Annotated in this window: 14 protein-coding genes; 3 read left to right on the top strand and 11 right to left on the bottom strand. The window is 55.1% G+C overall.

The annotated features are described in order from the left end of the window. Positions 1-176: 176 nt before the first annotated feature. A complete protein-coding gene (locus tag ABK821_RS00450; RefSeq protein WP_138360777.1) occupies positions 177-587 on the bottom strand; it encodes a protein YgfX in 411 nt (136 codons plus the stop codon). Then, on the bottom strand, positions 568-834 hold the full coding sequence (sdhE, locus tag ABK821_RS00445) for an FAD assembly factor SdhE (RefSeq protein ID WP_138360778.1): 267 nt from the start codon (positions 832-834) through the stop codon (positions 568-570). Before sdhE ends, ABK821_RS00450 begins: the two co-directional genes overlap by 20 nt. Before the next feature lie 302 nt (positions 835-1,136). Between sdhE and ygfZ the strand changes: the two genes are divergently transcribed. Then, positions 1,137-2,120: a tRNA-modifying protein YgfZ gene (gene ygfZ, locus ABK821_RS00440; protein ID WP_142502647.1), complete on the top strand. Its 984-nt coding sequence runs from the start codon at positions 1,137-1,139 to the stop codon at positions 2,118-2,120. A gap of 105 nt (positions 2,121-2,225) precedes the next feature. On the opposite strand, the gene ABK821_RS00435 is transcribed toward ygfZ, so the two are convergent. Next, positions 2,226-2,879 (bottom strand): hemolysin III family protein, encoded by a 654-nt coding sequence (locus tag ABK821_RS00435; protein ID WP_138360780.1) that lies wholly within the window; start codon positions 2,877-2,879, stop codon positions 2,226-2,228. Positions 2,880-3,040: 161 nt separating this feature from the next. After that, a complete protein-coding gene (gene yqfB / locus ABK821_RS00430) occupies positions 3,041-3,352 on the bottom strand; it encodes a N(4)-acetylcytidine aminohydrolase (protein ID WP_138360781.1) in 312 nt (103 codons plus the stop codon). A 49-nt stretch (positions 3,353-3,401) separates the two neighbouring features. Here yqfB and ABK821_RS00425 point away from each other — a divergent pair, with 49 nt between their 5' ends. Together ABK821_RS00425 and ABK821_RS00420 are read left to right on the top strand one after the other, a co-directional pair. Beyond that, positions 3,402-4,130 carry a MurR/RpiR family transcriptional regulator gene (locus ABK821_RS00425; RefSeq protein ID WP_138360841.1) on the top strand — a complete coding sequence of 243 codons (729 nt, stop codon included), beginning with the start codon at positions 3,402-3,404 and terminating at the stop codon, positions 4,128-4,130. 120 nt (positions 4,131-4,250) lie between these two features. Next, positions 4,251-5,684 (top strand): 6-phospho-beta-glucosidase, encoded by a 1,434-nt coding sequence (locus ABK821_RS00420; RefSeq protein WP_142502653.1) that lies wholly within the window; start codon positions 4,251-4,253, stop codon positions 5,682-5,684. An 80-nt stretch (positions 5,685-5,764) separates the two neighbouring features. Here the strand turns inward: ABK821_RS00420 and ABK821_RS00415 are convergent, their stop codons facing one another. The 7 genes from ABK821_RS00415 to pepP form a co-directional block, all read right to left on the bottom strand. Continuing rightward, positions 5,765-6,508: an SDR family oxidoreductase gene (locus tag ABK821_RS00415; RefSeq protein ID WP_138360783.1), complete on the bottom strand. Its 744-nt coding sequence runs from the start codon at positions 6,506-6,508 to the stop codon at positions 5,765-5,767. Between the two features lie 60 nt (positions 6,509-6,568). Next, entirely contained in the window at positions 6,569-9,442 is a 2,874-nt protein-coding gene (gcvP, locus tag ABK821_RS00410) for an aminomethyl-transferring glycine dehydrogenase (protein WP_142502654.1), read from the bottom strand. Between the two features lie 220 nt (positions 9,443-9,662). After that, on the bottom strand, positions 9,663-10,052 hold the full coding sequence (gene gcvH / locus ABK821_RS00405; RefSeq protein ID WP_138360785.1) for a glycine cleavage system protein GcvH: 390 nt from the start codon (positions 10,050-10,052) through the stop codon (positions 9,663-9,665). A 23-nt stretch (positions 10,053-10,075) separates the two neighbouring features. Then, on the bottom strand, positions 10,076-11,170 hold the full coding sequence (gene gcvT, locus ABK821_RS00400) for a glycine cleavage system aminomethyltransferase GcvT (protein ID WP_308560642.1): 1,095 nt from the start codon (positions 11,168-11,170) through the stop codon (positions 10,076-10,078). A 420-nt stretch (positions 11,171-11,590) separates the two neighbouring features. Beyond that, positions 11,591-12,793 (bottom strand): FAD-dependent 2-octaprenylphenol hydroxylase, encoded by a 1,203-nt coding sequence (ubiI, locus tag ABK821_RS00395; RefSeq protein ID WP_343178123.1) that lies wholly within the window; start codon positions 12,791-12,793, stop codon positions 11,591-11,593. 10 nt (positions 12,794-12,803) lie between these two features. Then, positions 12,804-13,982, bottom strand: coding sequence for a 2-octaprenyl-6-methoxyphenyl hydroxylase (gene ubiH, locus ABK821_RS00390; protein WP_343178124.1), 1,179 nt, complete (start codon positions 13,980-13,982; stop codon positions 12,804-12,806). Then, complete coding sequence (pepP, locus tag ABK821_RS00385) at positions 13,979-15,295, bottom strand: Xaa-Pro aminopeptidase (RefSeq protein WP_308560639.1); 1,317 nt, start codon at positions 15,293-15,295, stop codon at positions 13,979-13,981. Before pepP ends, ubiH begins: the two co-directional genes overlap by 4 nt. Between the last annotated feature and the right edge of the window lies 1 nt (position 15,296).

Raw genomic sequence — 15,296 nt, 5'->3', positions numbered from 1 at the left:
GTCACAGCCAGCCTCAACAGCGTACAACAACCGAAACGCAGATGGAGTCTATAAGGACTGACTCGCGACGTTCGCTCTCCGGGCCGCCCGGAAGAGTGTTCAAAATAGGTTGGTATGTTGCCGGGCACTGCCCTGGTGCAAAATAGCAAGTAAAATAGTTCTGATGGGCCAGTCGCTTAATCTTGCGTGGGTTTCTGTAACACCAGCCGACACAAATCGCGCCACTCTCCCGCATCCATGCTATCCGCCGCAACCCACAAATTTTGCGTCCGGTGGTCTTCCATATGCCGCAGCCGCAGCAACATTCCGCTGCTGATCACCCACGGCGTGCCGATAATCGCCCACTCCGTTTTTTGCCAGCGTAAGCGAGAGTCAATCAGCAGCTTTATTTCACCCTGTCGGGCGTGGATCCGCCGCTGGCTACGCACGCAGTCAAACACCACCAGCGACAAGAGTATCAGCCAGAGTGGGGTATAACTTAGCGGCCAGGGCATCAGCAGCACCAGCGCCGCCACGATGCCATGCAGCAACAGTGAGAACCACTGCGCTCGCCATGAGATGCGTAAATCAGATTGCCACAGGACCACGTTCCCGATTCCGTGTCTGAATTAATTTTACCATCCGTTGCAGTTCTGCATCAGCCGGCTCACCATGATTCATTAACCAGTTGAATAAATCCGGATCGTCGTTTTCCAGCAGGCGGATAAACAACTGTTTGTCGCCATTGCTCAACGAATCGTATTCATGCTCGAAAAACGGCATGATGGAAATATCAAGTTCACGCATACCCCGACGGCATGCCCAGTGGATACGAGCTTTATTGTTAATGTCCATGTTGTCATTCCTGCACAGAGATATTGCTTAGTTTAACGCGTTTTCGCTATCGACTTCACTGGAATATCAAGATTCGCGAACGCTATTCCATGAAATCCCTAAAAATACCCGGGTTTTGCTGAATGCCTCCCCCACGATTAACGCGCCCGGCGCCATGCCGACTTGTGGGGATATTTATTCTTCTCCCTTGCCTTCGCTCTGGCGTTTAAGGGCACTCGTGGCCTGGCGAAAGCGCTTGCATTGCGCAATAGCTCTTTTACCATTAGTCGCACACTCTGCGTTAAGCTATTCAGGATATGACTATGGCTTTTACACCTTTTCCTCCGCGTCAGCCCTCCTCTTCCGCTCGCCTGCCGTTAACGCTGATGACGCTGGATGACTGGGCGCTGGCGACGATTACCGGCCCGGATGGCGAGAAATATCTGCAGGGGCAGATTACTGCCGACGTCAGTCACCTGACCGACGAGCAGCATCTGCTTGCCGCGCATTGTGACGCCAAAGGCAAGATGTGGAGCAACCTGCGCGTTTTCCGCCGTAACGAGGGGTTTGCGTGGATTGAACGCCGCAGCCTGCGTGAAGCGCAACTGACCGAGCTAAAAAAATACGCAGTATTTTCTAAAGTGACGATCGCCGCCAATGATGACCTCGTGCTGTTAGGCGTCGCCGGTTTCCAGGCGCGCGCCGCGCTGGCGCCGCTGTTTGGCGAATTGCCTCATGCCGAAAAACAGGTTGTCAGCGAAGGCGCCACTAGCCTGCTGTGGTTTGCGCATCCGGCTGAACGTTTCCTGCTGGTGACCGATGTGGAAACCGCTACCCGCATCACCAACGCTCTGCGCGGTGAAGCCCAGCTTAATAACAGCCAGCAGTGGCTGGCGCTGAATATTGAAGCCGGTCTGCCGGTTATTGATAGCGCCAACAGCGCGCAGTTTATTCCGCAAGCCACCAACCTACAGGCGCTGGGCGGTATCAGTTTTAAGAAAGGCTGCTATACCGGTCAGGAAATGGTTGCCCGTGCTAAATTCCGGGGCGCCAACAAGCGCGCCCTGTGGTCTCTGGCGGGGAAAGCCAGCCGCGTACCGGAAGCCGGGGAAGACCTGGAGCTAAAAATGGGTGAAAACTGGCGTCGTACCGGCACCGTTTTAGCCGCGGTGCAGTTAGACGATGGTCATCTGCTGGTGCAAGTGGTGATGAATAACGATATGGAGCCCGACAGCGTCTTCCGCGTACGTGATGACACCGGTAGCCTGAGCATCATGCCGCTGCCATATTCGCTGGAAGAGCGTTAAGGCCCGATTATAGCCTTAGCAGAGCCGTCTCCCCGGAGGCGGCGCTCTAAAACGTCGAGCGCACAACATGGTCGGAGGGAGTTTCCCGATGACGCTTTATTAAACCTACCCCACGTACAAATAAATCGCCAGGAAATGGCATACGCTGCCGCCCAGCACAAAGCCGTGCCAGATCGCATGATTGTACGGAATGCGCTTGCAGACGTAGAAAATCACGCCCAGCGAATAGACCACGCCGCCAACCGCCAGCAGCGTCACACCGCCCACCGAGAGTTTAATCGCCAGTTGATAGACGACGATCAGCGACAGCCAGCCCATTGTCAGATAGGTCACCAAAGAGAGGATCTTGAAACGATGCGCAATTGTCAGCTTAAACAAGATCCCCAGCAGCGCCAGACTCCAGATCACTATCATCAGCCCGCGGGATAGCGGCGAATTTAGCCCTACCAGCAGGAATGGCGTATAGGTTCCGGCGATCAGCAGGTAGATAGCGCAGTGGTCGAACTTTTTCAGCCAGAGCTTGGCCCGCTGATGCGGAATCGCGTGATAGAGCGTGGAGGCAAGAAACAGCAAAATCATACTGCCGCCGTACAGGCTGTAGCTGGTAATGGCTGTAGCACTGGCATTCGCATCTACCGCCTGAACCAGCAACAACACCAGACCGACAATGCCAAATACCAGGCCGACCCCATGACTGACGCTGTTGGCAATTTCCTCTGCCAGAGAATATCCCTGGGTGATTAATGGTCTGCGAACCATAGTTGACTCCGAAAACAAGTACGCTTTCAATGCTCACTTAGGTTAACTGAGAATGATTCCAGTGAACACCTGTTAGCTAAAATAAAAAGGTGAATATTTATTAACAATATAAAATCATAAAGTTACAGATAAATTTCAACTAACAGTCGTTCGCTTTTTAATTAAAGCTTTTCAAATTCAATCACATAAAACTGCTTTTCATGCGGATAGATCTCTGCAATTACCTTTTTCAGCTGCGGCAGCGTCATATTTTCCTGCTGAGCCTGCAATTCACTCAGAGTATCCAGAGTCACCGTTGATGTCGCCAGTACGCGAATGGCGCAGAAATAGCCATCATCTTCATAGCGGCCAACGCGCAGAATATCGCCCGCTTTAAAGTGCGATTCAGACGCATCGCGGATGGTAATGGTCTTGCGCCCGGCGAGGATGTCCTCCTGAAAACGCTGAAAAAAAGTGATGTCATTTGGCTGCATGATATCATTCCGTCCTGGTCATTATGAATTGTGAGTTTGCCCTGTGAGTATCTTCTCCCACGCCGCTATCGCCAGTCTCAATAATCTTGAGATGATGGTCTATCACTACGTCATTAAAAATCGCGACAAAGTGATGTACATGACCATCCGCGAACTGGCGGAAGCCGCCGGGGTCTCGACGACTACCGTCCTGCGCTTCTGCCGCAAGCTACAGTGCGAAGGTTACTCGGAGTTTCGCGTACGCTTTAAATTATATTTAGAGCAGGATGAGCCGCAACAGGCCAATTTTGGCGCCAGCGAAATAATAAGCTTTTTTAAAAGCGTGAATAACGATGAATTTGACCAGCTACTCGCCCAGGCGGTCGATATTATTCTCGCTTCCGAGAGAATTATTTTCGTCGGCGCCGGAACCTCCGGTGCGCTGGCAAAATATGGCGCACGCTTTTTCTCTAACGTCGGAAAATTCAGTAATCATATCGACGATCCTTATTTTCCGGTTACCAGTGATATGGCGCGTCATGCGCTGGCAATTGTGCTGTCCGTCTCCGGTGAAACCGAAGAGATCCTGCGCTTCGCCAGCCAGTTCAGCCTGCATCGCTGCAAGGTGATGTCCATCACCAGCCACGAACACTCGCGGCTGGCAAAGCTGGCCGATTTCAATCTCTCCTGGCATGTGCCGCAAACGCGTATTGCTGGCGGTTATGATATTACCACGCAGATCCCGGTGATTTATATTCTTGAAACGCTGGGACGTAAATTAGCGCGCAAACTCATCTGAAAATAACAGGATGTTTTTTCGATGTAACAAATCCCACGCCGGGTAAATTGTTATATCGTGACATTTATATTCTCTTTGTTAGACTCAAACCAGATTGTATTAATTTGAGATTGAGCAACAATGAAAAAACTCACCTTAGCAAAAGATTTCTTATGGGGCGGCGCCGTTGCCGCTCATCAGGTTGAAGGCGGCTGGAACAAAGGCGGAAAAGGGCCAAGCATCTGCGACGTGCTGACGGGCGGGGCGCATGGCGTACCGCGTGAAATCACCCAACAAGTCGTAGCGGGTAAATATTATCCAAACCATGAAGCGGTCGATTTTTACGGTCACTATAAAGACGATATTAAGCTGTTCGCCGAGATGGGTTTTAAATGCTTTCGCACCTCCATCGCCTGGACCCGCATTTTCCCGCAGGGTGACGAGACGCAGCCGAACGAAGAAGGGCTGAAATTCTACGATGATATGTTCGATGAGTTGCTCAGATACAACATCGAACCGGTCATCACCCTCTCCCACTTTGAAATGCCGCTGCATCTGGTACAGCAATACGGCGGCTGGACCAACCGTAAAGTAGTGGATTTCTTCGTCCACTTCGCGGAGGTGGTATTTGAGCGCTACAAGCACAAAGTCAAATACTGGATGACCTTCAACGAGATCAACAACCAGCGCAACTGGCGCGCGCCGCTGTTTGGCTACTGCTGTTCCGGCGTGGTGTATACCGAACATGAAAACCCGGAAGAAACCATGTATCAGGTGCTGCATCACCAGTTCGTCGCCAGCGCGCTGGCGGTGAAGGCGGCACGCCGCATCAACCCGGAGATGAAGGTCGGCTGTATGCTGGCGATGGTTGCGCTCTATCCCTTTTCCTGTAATCCGGAAGATGTCATGTTCGCGCAGGAATCCATGCGTGAGCGCTATGTGTTTACCGACGTTCAGTTACGCGGCTACTACCCGTCTTATGTGCTGAACGAATGGGAACGTCGCGGCTTTAACATCAGCATGGACGCTGGCGACGCGGAGATCCTGCGTGAAGGCACCTGCGATTATCTTGGCTTCAGCTACTACATGACTAACGCGGTAAAAGCAGAAGGCGGTAGCGGCGATGCCATTTCCGGCTTCGAGGGCAGCGTGCCGAATCCGCACGTCAAAGCCTCCGACTGGGGCTGGCAGATTGACCCGGTCGGCCTGCGTTATTCCCTGTGCGAGCTGTATGAACGCTATCAGAAGCCGCTGTTTATCGTCGAAAATGGCTTTGGCGCCTACGACAAAGTGGAAGAAGACGGCAGCATCAACGACGATTACCGTATCGACTATCTGCGCGCGCACGTTAAAGAGATGATCAAAGCGGTGACCTATGATGGCGTGGATCTGATGGGCTATACGCCGTGGGGCTGCATCGACTGCGTTTCATTCACCACCGGGCAATACAGCAAGCGCTACGGCTTTATCTACGTCAACAAGCATGACGACGGCAGCGGCGATATGTCACGCTCGCGGAAGAAAAGTTTTACCTGGTATAAAGAGGTTATCGCCAGCAACGGCGAAACGCTCTAACTCAGCCACGCCGGGCGGCGCTACGCTTGCAACGCCCTACAAAACCATAGACCCGGTAAGCAATTAGCGCTACCGGGCGTTTATTTTCCACCCGCTAATTCAAGAAAACTCCCCGTCACATACGAAGCTTTCTCACTCAGTAACCAGACAATGGCCTGCGCGACCTCCTCCGGCTGGCCGCCGCGCTGCATAGGGAGCATCGACTTAACGCGATCAACCCGCCCTGGCTCACCGCCGGAAGCATGCATTTCGGTATAGATAAGACCAGGGCGCACACAGTTCACGCGAATCCCCTGGGCCGCTACTTCCAGCGCCAGCCCGGTAGTGAGCGTATCCACGGCCCCTTTTGACGCCGCATAGTCAACATATTCGAAAGGCGCTCCCAGCCGCGATGCCACAGATGAAACATTAACAATCGCACCACCCTGCCCCCCGTGCTTTCTGGACATCCGCTTTACCGCCTCCCGACAACAGAGGAAATAGCCTGTCACATTGGTCGCCAGTACGCGATTAATCCGTTCAGCGGTTAAATTTTCTATCGTGCTCTGTTCAAACAAAATCCCGGCGTTATTCACCAACGCGCTCAGCGGCTCAGCTTCGCGATCGATGGCTTCGAACATCGCCATAACCTGGCTTTCATCGCTGATGTCGGCACGCAAAGCAAAGGCATTCCTGCCTGCGGCAATAATCGAATTCACGACCTCTGTAGCCGCTCGAATATTGTGATGAAAGTTAACCGCGACGGTATAGCCCTCTTCTGCCAGTTGCAGAGCCGTCGCCCGTCCTATCCCACGACTACCGCCGGTAACCAGTGCTATTGCCATATCATTTCTCCTAAAAATAAAGGCGCCGAAGCGCCTTTAAAAGATAGTCGAATCAGCCGATTACTGATATTCAGCGATCGGTACGCAGGAACAGAACAGGTTACGATCGCCGTAAACATCATCCAGACGTTTCACGGTCGGCCAGTATTTATTGTTCAGCCCTGCCGGGAATACCGCCAGCTCGCGACTGTAAGGATGGTTCCACTCGCTCACCAGTTCGCCCTGCGTGTGCGGCGCGTTAACCAGCGGGTTATCCGCCAGCGGCCACTCACCGGCCTTCACGCGATCGATTTCCGCGCGAATCGCCAGCATCGCATTGATAAAGCGATCCAGCTCCATCTTGCTTTCCGATTCCGTCGGTTCAACCATCAGCGTACCCGCCACCGGGAACGACATGGTCGGCGCATGGAAGCCGTAGTCGATCAAACGCTTGGCAATATCCAGTTCGCTGATGCCGGTCTCTTCTTTCAGCGGACGGATGTCGAGAATACACTCGTGCGCCACGCGGCCATCACGACCGGTATACAGCACCGGAAATGCATCTTTCAGCCGGCTGGCGATATAGTTGGCGTTCAGAATCGCCACCTGACTTGCCTGCTTCAGCCCTTCCGCCCCCATCATGCGGATGTACATCCAGCTGATCGGCAGAATGGATGCGCTGCCGAACGGGGCGGCAGACACCGCGCCCTGACGGGTCAGCATCCCTTCGATGTGCACCACGCTGTGACCCGGAACAAACGGCGCCAGATGCGATTTCACACCGATCGGCCCCATACCCGGGCCGCCGCCGCCGTGCGGAATGCAGAAGGTTTTATGCAGGTTGAGGTGCGAAACGTCTGCGCCGATAAAACCCGGAGAGGTAATGCCGACCTGCGCGTTCATATTGGCACCATCAAGATAAACCTGACCGCCGAACTGATGCACTATCTCGCACACATCACGAATGGTTTCTTCGTACACGCCGTGGGTGGATGGGTAAGTGACCATGATGCAGGAGAGGTTCTGCGCATGCTGCTCCGCTTTCGCCCGCAGATCCGCTAAGTCGATATTGCCGTTTTTATCGCAGGCCACTACCACCACCTGCATTCCTGCCATATGCGCTGAAGCCGGGTTGGTGCCGTGAGCCGAAGCGGGGATCAGGCAGATATCACGATGCCCTTCATTGCGGCTTTCGTGGTAATGACGAATCGCCAGCAGACCCGCGTATTCGCCCTGTGCGCCAGAGTTCGGCTGCATACACACGGCGTCATAGCCCGTCAGTTTCACCAGCCAGTCAGAAAGCTGGCTGATCATCTGATGATACCCTTCCGCCTGATCTGCCGGACAAAACGGATGCAGTTCCGCAAATTCCGGCCAGGTGATGGGGATCATCTCGGCGGCGGCATTGAGCTTCATAGTACAGGAACCCAGCGGGATCATCGCCTGGTTCAGCGCCAGATCCTTACGCTCCAGCGCATGCATATAGCGCATCATCTCCGTTTCGCTATGGTAGCGGTTAAATACCGGATGCGTCAGGATCGCGTCATCACGCAACATGCAGGCCGGAATTGAGCGGCTATCAAGCGCCACATCTTTATCCAGCGTATCAATGTTCAGGCCGTGGTCGTCACCCAGCAGGACAGAGAACAGTTGCCGCACATTTTCGCGGGTTGTCGTTTCATCCAGCGTGATGCCAACGGCGTTGTGGATGTCGCTGCGCAGGTTGATCTCTGCCGCTTCCGCGCGCGCCAGAACGGCGGCTTTATCCGCGACTTCCACACACAGGGTGTCAAAATAGTGCGCGTGACGCAGTTTCAGCCCTTTTTGCTGTACGCCCGCCGCCAGAATGTCGGTCAGGCGGTGAATGCGATTAGCAATGCGCTTCAGCCCAACCGGGCCGTGATAAACGGCATACAGGCTGGCGATGTTGGCCAGCAGCACCTGTGAAGTACAAATATTGGAGTTGGCTTTTTCGCGACGGATATGCTGTTCGCGAGTCTGCATCGCCATGCGCAGCGCGGTATTTCCCGCCGCATCTTTCGATACGCCGATAATACGGCCCGGCATGGAACGTTTAAATTCATCTTTGGCGGCAAAGAACGCCGCGTGTGGGCCGCCGTAGCCCATCGGCACGCCGAAGCGTTGCGCAGAGCCGAACACAATGTCCGCGCCCTGCTTGCCCGGCGCCGTCAGCAGCACCAGCGCCATAAAGTCAGCGGCCACGCTAACGATAACTTTACGCGACTTCAGTTCGCTAATCAGCGCGCTGTAGTCGTGAACTTCACCGGTGGTGCCAACCTGCTGCAACAGCACGCCGAACACATCCTGGTGATCCAGCGCTTTTTCCGCATCATCGACAATAACATCGAAACCAAAGGTTTTCGCCCGGGTGCGCACCACGTCCAGCGTTTGCGGATGAACGTCAGAGGCGACAAAGAAACGGCTGGCGTTTTTCAGTTTGCTGATGCGTTTTGCCATTGCCATCGCTTCCGCTGCGGCGGTGGCTTCATCCAGCAACGAAGCGGAGGCCATATCCAGCCCGGTCAGATCCAGCGTCACCTGCTGGAAATTCAGCAGCGCTTCCAGACGCCCCTGCGAAACTTCCGGCTGATAAGGCGTATACGCAGTGTACCAGCCCGGATTTTCCAGCATATTGCGCAGGATAACCGGCGGCAGCTGCACCGCGGTATAACCCATGCCAATGTAAGACGTGAAGCGCTTGTTGCGACCGGCAATCGCTTTTAATTCTGCCAGCGCGGCGTATTCCGTCGCCGCTTCACCTACCTGCGGCGGCGTGGCAAGCTGAATGTCTTGCGGCACAATCTGGCCGATTAGGGCGTTTAGCGACCCGGCGCCAACAGCATTCAGCATCTCTTGCTGCTGCGCGGCATCCGGTCCGATATGGCGTGTAATGAAAGCGCCGCTATTTTCAAGCTGGCTTAACGTCTGTGTCATGGGCGATGGTTCCTGAAACGTGCGGTGAATCGTGGTTGTCTCTGGCTCAATTGCCCGGTGGCGCTAATGCTTACCGGGCCTACGCGTGCGAAAACGAATACGCAAAATCATTCACATGGCAGGACGGCGGCGACGCAGAGAATCCCAGGAGCTTACATAAGTAAGTGACTGGGATAAGCGAGGAGGCCAACACACCTGCAACATGAAGGATGACGCGTATTTATTCGTCTTCTAACAATGCTTCGTATGCGGTTGCATCCAGCAGCGCATCGATTTCGCTTTCGTCACTGGCTTTGATTTTGAAGATCCAACCGCCCGCATATGGCTCGCTGTTGACCAGTTCCGGGGAATCGTTCAGATCTTCATTGACGGCAACGATTTCACCGCTAACTGGCGCATAAATATCAGAAGCCGCTTTTACCGACTCGGCAACGGCGCAGTCAGCGCCCGCGTCAACGGTCGCGCCCACTTCCGGCAGGTCAACGAAAACCATATCGCCAAGCAGCTCCTGCGCGTGCTCAGTGATGCCGACGGTATAGGTGCCATCCGCTTCTTTGCGCAGCCATTCGTGTTCTTTGCTGTATTTCAGTTCTGCTGGTACGTTGCTCATCAATTCATCTCCAAAAGGGGAAATCACACCACGGCTTTGCCGTTGCGTACAAAAACGGGTTTCGTCACTTTTACCGGCATTTCGCGGTTGCGGATCTGCACCACGGCGGTTTCACCAATGCCTGCCGGCACACGCGCTAAGGCAATGCTGTAACCCAGTGTGGGGGAGAAGGTGCCGCTGGTGATAATGCCTTCTTTCTGATTACCATCGGCATCGCTAAAGTGGACCGGCAGGCCACCGCGCAGGACGCCTTTCTCAGTCATTACCAGCCCCACCAGCTTCTCGGTGCCTTTTTCACGCTGCAGTTCCAGCGCTTCGCGACCGATAAAATCACGATCAGCGGGCTCCCAGGTGATGGTCCAGCCCATATTCGCCGCCAGCGGAGAGACGCTTTCATCCATCTCCTGGCCGTAAAGATTCATCCCCGCCTCCAGGCGCAGCGTATCCCGGGCGCCAAGGCCGCACGGCTTAACGCCTGCGTCCAGCAGGCCACGCCAGAAACCTGCCGCCTGCTCGTTCGGCAGCGCGATTTCATAGCCCGCTTCCCCGGTATAGCCGGTGGTGGCGATAAACAGGTCGCCGGACTGCACGCCAAAAAAGGGCTTCATGCCTTCAACGGCCTGGCGCTGGGTCTCGGTAAACAGCGTGGCCGCTCTCTCCTGCGCCTTCGGCCCCTGTACGGCAATCAGGGAAAGATCGTCGCGCACGGTTACCCCAAGGCCATAGGATTCAGAATGCTGAGCAATCCAGGCGAGATCTTTCTCACGGGTGGCGGAGTTAACAACAAGGCGGAAATAATCTTCAGAAAGGAAATAAACAATCAGGTCATCAATGACGCCGCCGGAGGCAGTCAGCATTCCGCTATAGAGCGCTTTACCCGGGACGGTAAGCTTCGCCACGTCATTCGCCAGTAAATAGCGCAGAAATTCGCGGATACGGCTACCATGAAAGTCCACGATGGTCATATGCGACACATCAAACATCCCGGCATCACGACGCACCGTGTGATGCTCATCGATCTGCGATCCGTAATGCAGCGGCATCATCCAGCCATGGAAATCCACCATGCGCGCGCCGCATAACGTGTGTTGTTCAAACAACGGAGTCTGTTGAGCCATCTTTTCCTCATCGAATAAAACGGAAACCAGCCACTGGTTTTAGCGATTTTACGCCGCAAACGCGCCGCCGCCATCGCTGACGAACACCGACGCAAACGTTCTCTTTGGCCTGAACTTACCACCGAAATCCGGACTAAACCATAAGCTAAATCAGGACATCACATTAGCTTATGACAAAAATCCACGGCACAACCAACAGAACTTTAAACTAAAAAATCACCTATTATTCCGCGCAAAATAAAACAAAATCGCCAATGAAGCAGAAAATTATGACATTTAATGTTGAATTAAAAACCTAAGATCGGTGATGAAAATAAGACGGCATTAATAAAACTAATGCGAAAAAAGAGGTGAAATTAGATTATTTCAAATGAGCGAGGGTAGCCCGGCGCGGAGGCCGGGGAAATAAATGTGACGAACTTAACGTAACCAGGCAGGAAGGTCGTTTAACCCCATCGCCTGACGAATAAGCTGTGGCTTCACGCCGGGTAACGTATCCGCCAGCTTGAGGCCGATGTCGCGCAGTAGCTTCTTCGCCGGATGGCTGCCGGAGAACATCTCGCGAAATCCCTGCATCCCCGCCAGCATCAACGCTGCGCTATGCTTACGGCTGCGCTCGTAGCGACGCAGATACAGATGCTGACCGATATCCTTACCCTGCGCATGCAGGCGTTTCAGTTCATCAATCAGCTCGGCGGCATCCATAAAACCAAGGTTAACGCCCTGCCCGGCCAGCGGGTGAATAGTGTGAGCGGCATCGCCAACCAACGCCAGGCGATGGGCGGCAAACTGACGGGCATAGCGGCCGGTCAACGGAAAGACCAGACGCTCGCTCTCAACGGCGCACAACCCCAGACGATTATCAAAAGCAATATTCAGCGCCTGGTTGAAAGCGGGTGCCTCTGCCTGTTGCATCCGTTTCGCTGCCTCGGGAGACAGCGACCAGACGATAGAGCAGAGATGCGGATCGCTCAGCGGCAAAAACGCCAGGATGCCTTCGCCGTGGAACGCCTGGCGAGCAATCGCTTCGTGCGGCGCTTCAGTGCGAATGGTAGCGACCAGCGCGTGATGCTGATAATCCCAGTACGTCAGCGGAATGTCGGCATTGTTGCGCAACCACGAATTGGCGCCGTCAGCGCCAATCACCAGCCGGGCGGTTAACATACTGCCATCCTGCAGGCTAAGAAAGGCTTCATTTTCCCCCCAGGCGACATGCTGCAACTGGGCCGGAGCCAGCAAGGTGACGTCGGAACAACGCTGCGCTTTTTGCCACAGAGCATGGTGTATCACCGCGTTTTCAATAATATGCCCCAGGTGGCTAAAGCCCATGCTTTGATCATCGAAGCGAATGCGACCAAAACTGTCTTTATCCCACACTTCCATGCCGTGATAGCAACTGGCGCGTCGGGCAATGATATCCTGCCAGACGCCCAGTTTGCTCAATAGCGTTTCACTGGCGGCGTTAATCGCCGACACCCGCAGCGCCGGCGGCGCATCGGCGTTCAGCGGTTGAGGCTCAGCCTGTTCCAGCACCGCAACGCGCAGCCCACTACCCTGCAATCCGCAGGCAACCGCCAGCCCCACCATTCCACCGCCCACAATGGCGACATCTACACTTTGCACGTTTCACTCCTTAACGGGGGACCCAACCGAGGGTACGCTGCGCCAGCGCATCGCGCGCCGGGGTAAATAATTCCATCGCCATCAGACCGACATTGCGCCCCACGACCAGCGGCGCCCAACGATTGGCAAACAGATGCACCAGACCGTCGGTCACGCCAATCGTGGCGGCTTTGTCGTCGGCGCGTCGCGCCTGATAACGGCTCAAAAGCGCATAGTCGCCCGGATCCTGACCAACGGCATGCGCCTGCGCAACCATTTCCGCCAGACTCATCACATCCCGCAGGCCGAGGTTAAACCCCTGTCCGGCAATGGGATGCAGCGTCTGCGCCGCATTACCCACCAGGGCCAGACGATGCGTAACCGTGCGGGTAGCGGCAGTCAGCGATAACGGATAAGCGCTACGCTTTCCGGCGTGAGTTATCTGGCCAAGCCGCCAGCCAAATGCCTGCTGCAGTTCATCGCAGAAACGTTCATCTGACCAGCCGAGCACCTCTTCATGCCGCGACTGCGGATGACACCACACCAGCGAACCGCGCCCCTGCGACATCGGCAGCATCGCCAGCGGGCCATGTCGGGTAAAGCGTTCGAATGCCTGGCCGTTATGCGGCCGAGCGGTACTGACGTTGGCGATAATCGCCAGTTGTTCATAGGGCTGCTGCTGCCAGCTTATCCCGCAGCGCGCCCCCAGAGTGGAGCGCGAACCATCGGCCGCCACCAGCAGTTTACCGTTAAGAGTTTCACCATTGTCCAGAGTAAGACTTACGTCCCCCACGCTGCGGCTAACCTCCGCAACTTTAGCCGGACAGTGCAGCGTGATGCCAGGCGCCTTGCGCAGTTGCGCAAACAGGCGCTGGCCGACATCGTGTAGTTCAACCACCTGACCTAGTGCCGCCAGAGCGTAATCCCGGGCGTCAAGCGTCACAAATCCCGCATGCCCGCGATCGCTGACGTGGACGCTCTGAATGGCCGTCGCGCAGTCGGCAATCTCCTGCCAGATACCGATCCTGGCCAGTTGCTGACAGGTTCCGGCCGCCAGTGCGATCGCCCGCGCGTCAAAGCCCGGATGCTTCGCGGATTCCGGCGCCGATGCTTCAACCAGATGCACCGGCAGATTACCGCCGGTCAGGCGAGAAATCGCCAGCGCCAGCGTCGCACCGGTCATTCCACCGCCAACGATCAGTACGCTCATAGCTGGCGCGCCGCCGCCATCAGCGCCTCAATATCGTCCGCGTTTTTCACCACACCCGCGGTGAGGTTCTCGTTGCCGTCTTCGGTGATGACAATGTCATCTTCGATACGAATGCCGATACCCCGATACTGCGCCGGAACATCAGCATCCGTCGCAATATACAGACCCGGCTCAACGGTCAGCACCATTCCCGGTTCAAGAATACGCGAGCGGTCGACGTCATAATTCCCCACATCGTGTACGTCGAGTCCCAGCCAGTGGCTCAGACCATGCATAAAGAAAGGACGATGGGCGTTATTAGCCATCAGTTCGTCAATATCCCCTTTCAGTATTCCCAGACGTACCAGGCCGCTAATCATAATCCGCACCACCTGCTGGTTAACCTCATTAATTGAGGTGCCGGGGCGATAAAGCTTCAGCGAGGTTTCCAGAGATTCAAGGACGATATCGTAAATCTCGCGCTGCGCCGGGCTGAATTTACCGTTAACCGGGAAGGTACGGGTAATATCGCCCGCATAGCCACGGTATTCACAGCCGGCATCAATCAGCACCAGATCACCGTCGCGCAGTTCGCTCTCATTCTCGGTGTAGTGCAAAATGCAGCCATTTTCACCGCCGCCCACGATGGTGTTATAAGAAGGGAAGCGCGCGCCGTGGCGGTTGAACTCATGGAGGATCTCACCTTCCAGCTGGTATTCGAACATCCCTGGGCGGCATTTTTCCATGGCGCGAGTATGGGCCAGCGCGGAGATTTCACCGGCGCGTCGCATCACGTCCAGCTCTTCCGCCGACTTAAACAGGCGCATTTCATGCACGACTGGCCGCCAGTCAATCACCGAGTTCGGTGCCTGCAGATTCTGACGCACGCCTTTACGCAGTTTTTCCAGCGCGTTAAACACCAGTTCATCGGCGTATGCATATTCGCCCTGGGCAAAATAAATAGCATCAAGGCCATTAAGCAACTGAAACAGTTGCTGATTAATTTCACTAAACGCCAGCGCGCGATCGACTCCCAGCTTCGCCGGCGCGGCCTCCTGCCCAAGACGACGGCCAAACCAGATTTCAGCGGTCAAATCGCGAACGCGGTTAAACAATACGCTGTGGTTGTGCGTTTCATCGCTTTTAATCAGCACCAGCAGCGCTTCCGGCTCATTAAAGCCGGTGAAATACCAAAAATCGCTATTCTGCCGGTAGGGATATTCCGAATCTGCGCTACGCGTGACTTCCGGCGCGGCGAAAATCAACGCCGCGCTGCCTGGCTGCATCTGCGCCAGCAGAGCCTGGCGACGAGAGAGAAATTCCTGCTGAGTCATG

The sequence above is a fragment of the Klebsiella sp. KE9456 genome, from assembly GCF_043832615.1.
Classification (GTDB): Bacteria; Pseudomonadota; Gammaproteobacteria; order Enterobacterales; family Enterobacteriaceae; genus Klebsiella; species Klebsiella indica.
The sequence above is the reverse complement of the archived record's forward strand: the minus strand, read 5'-3'. Positions and strand labels throughout refer to the sequence as shown.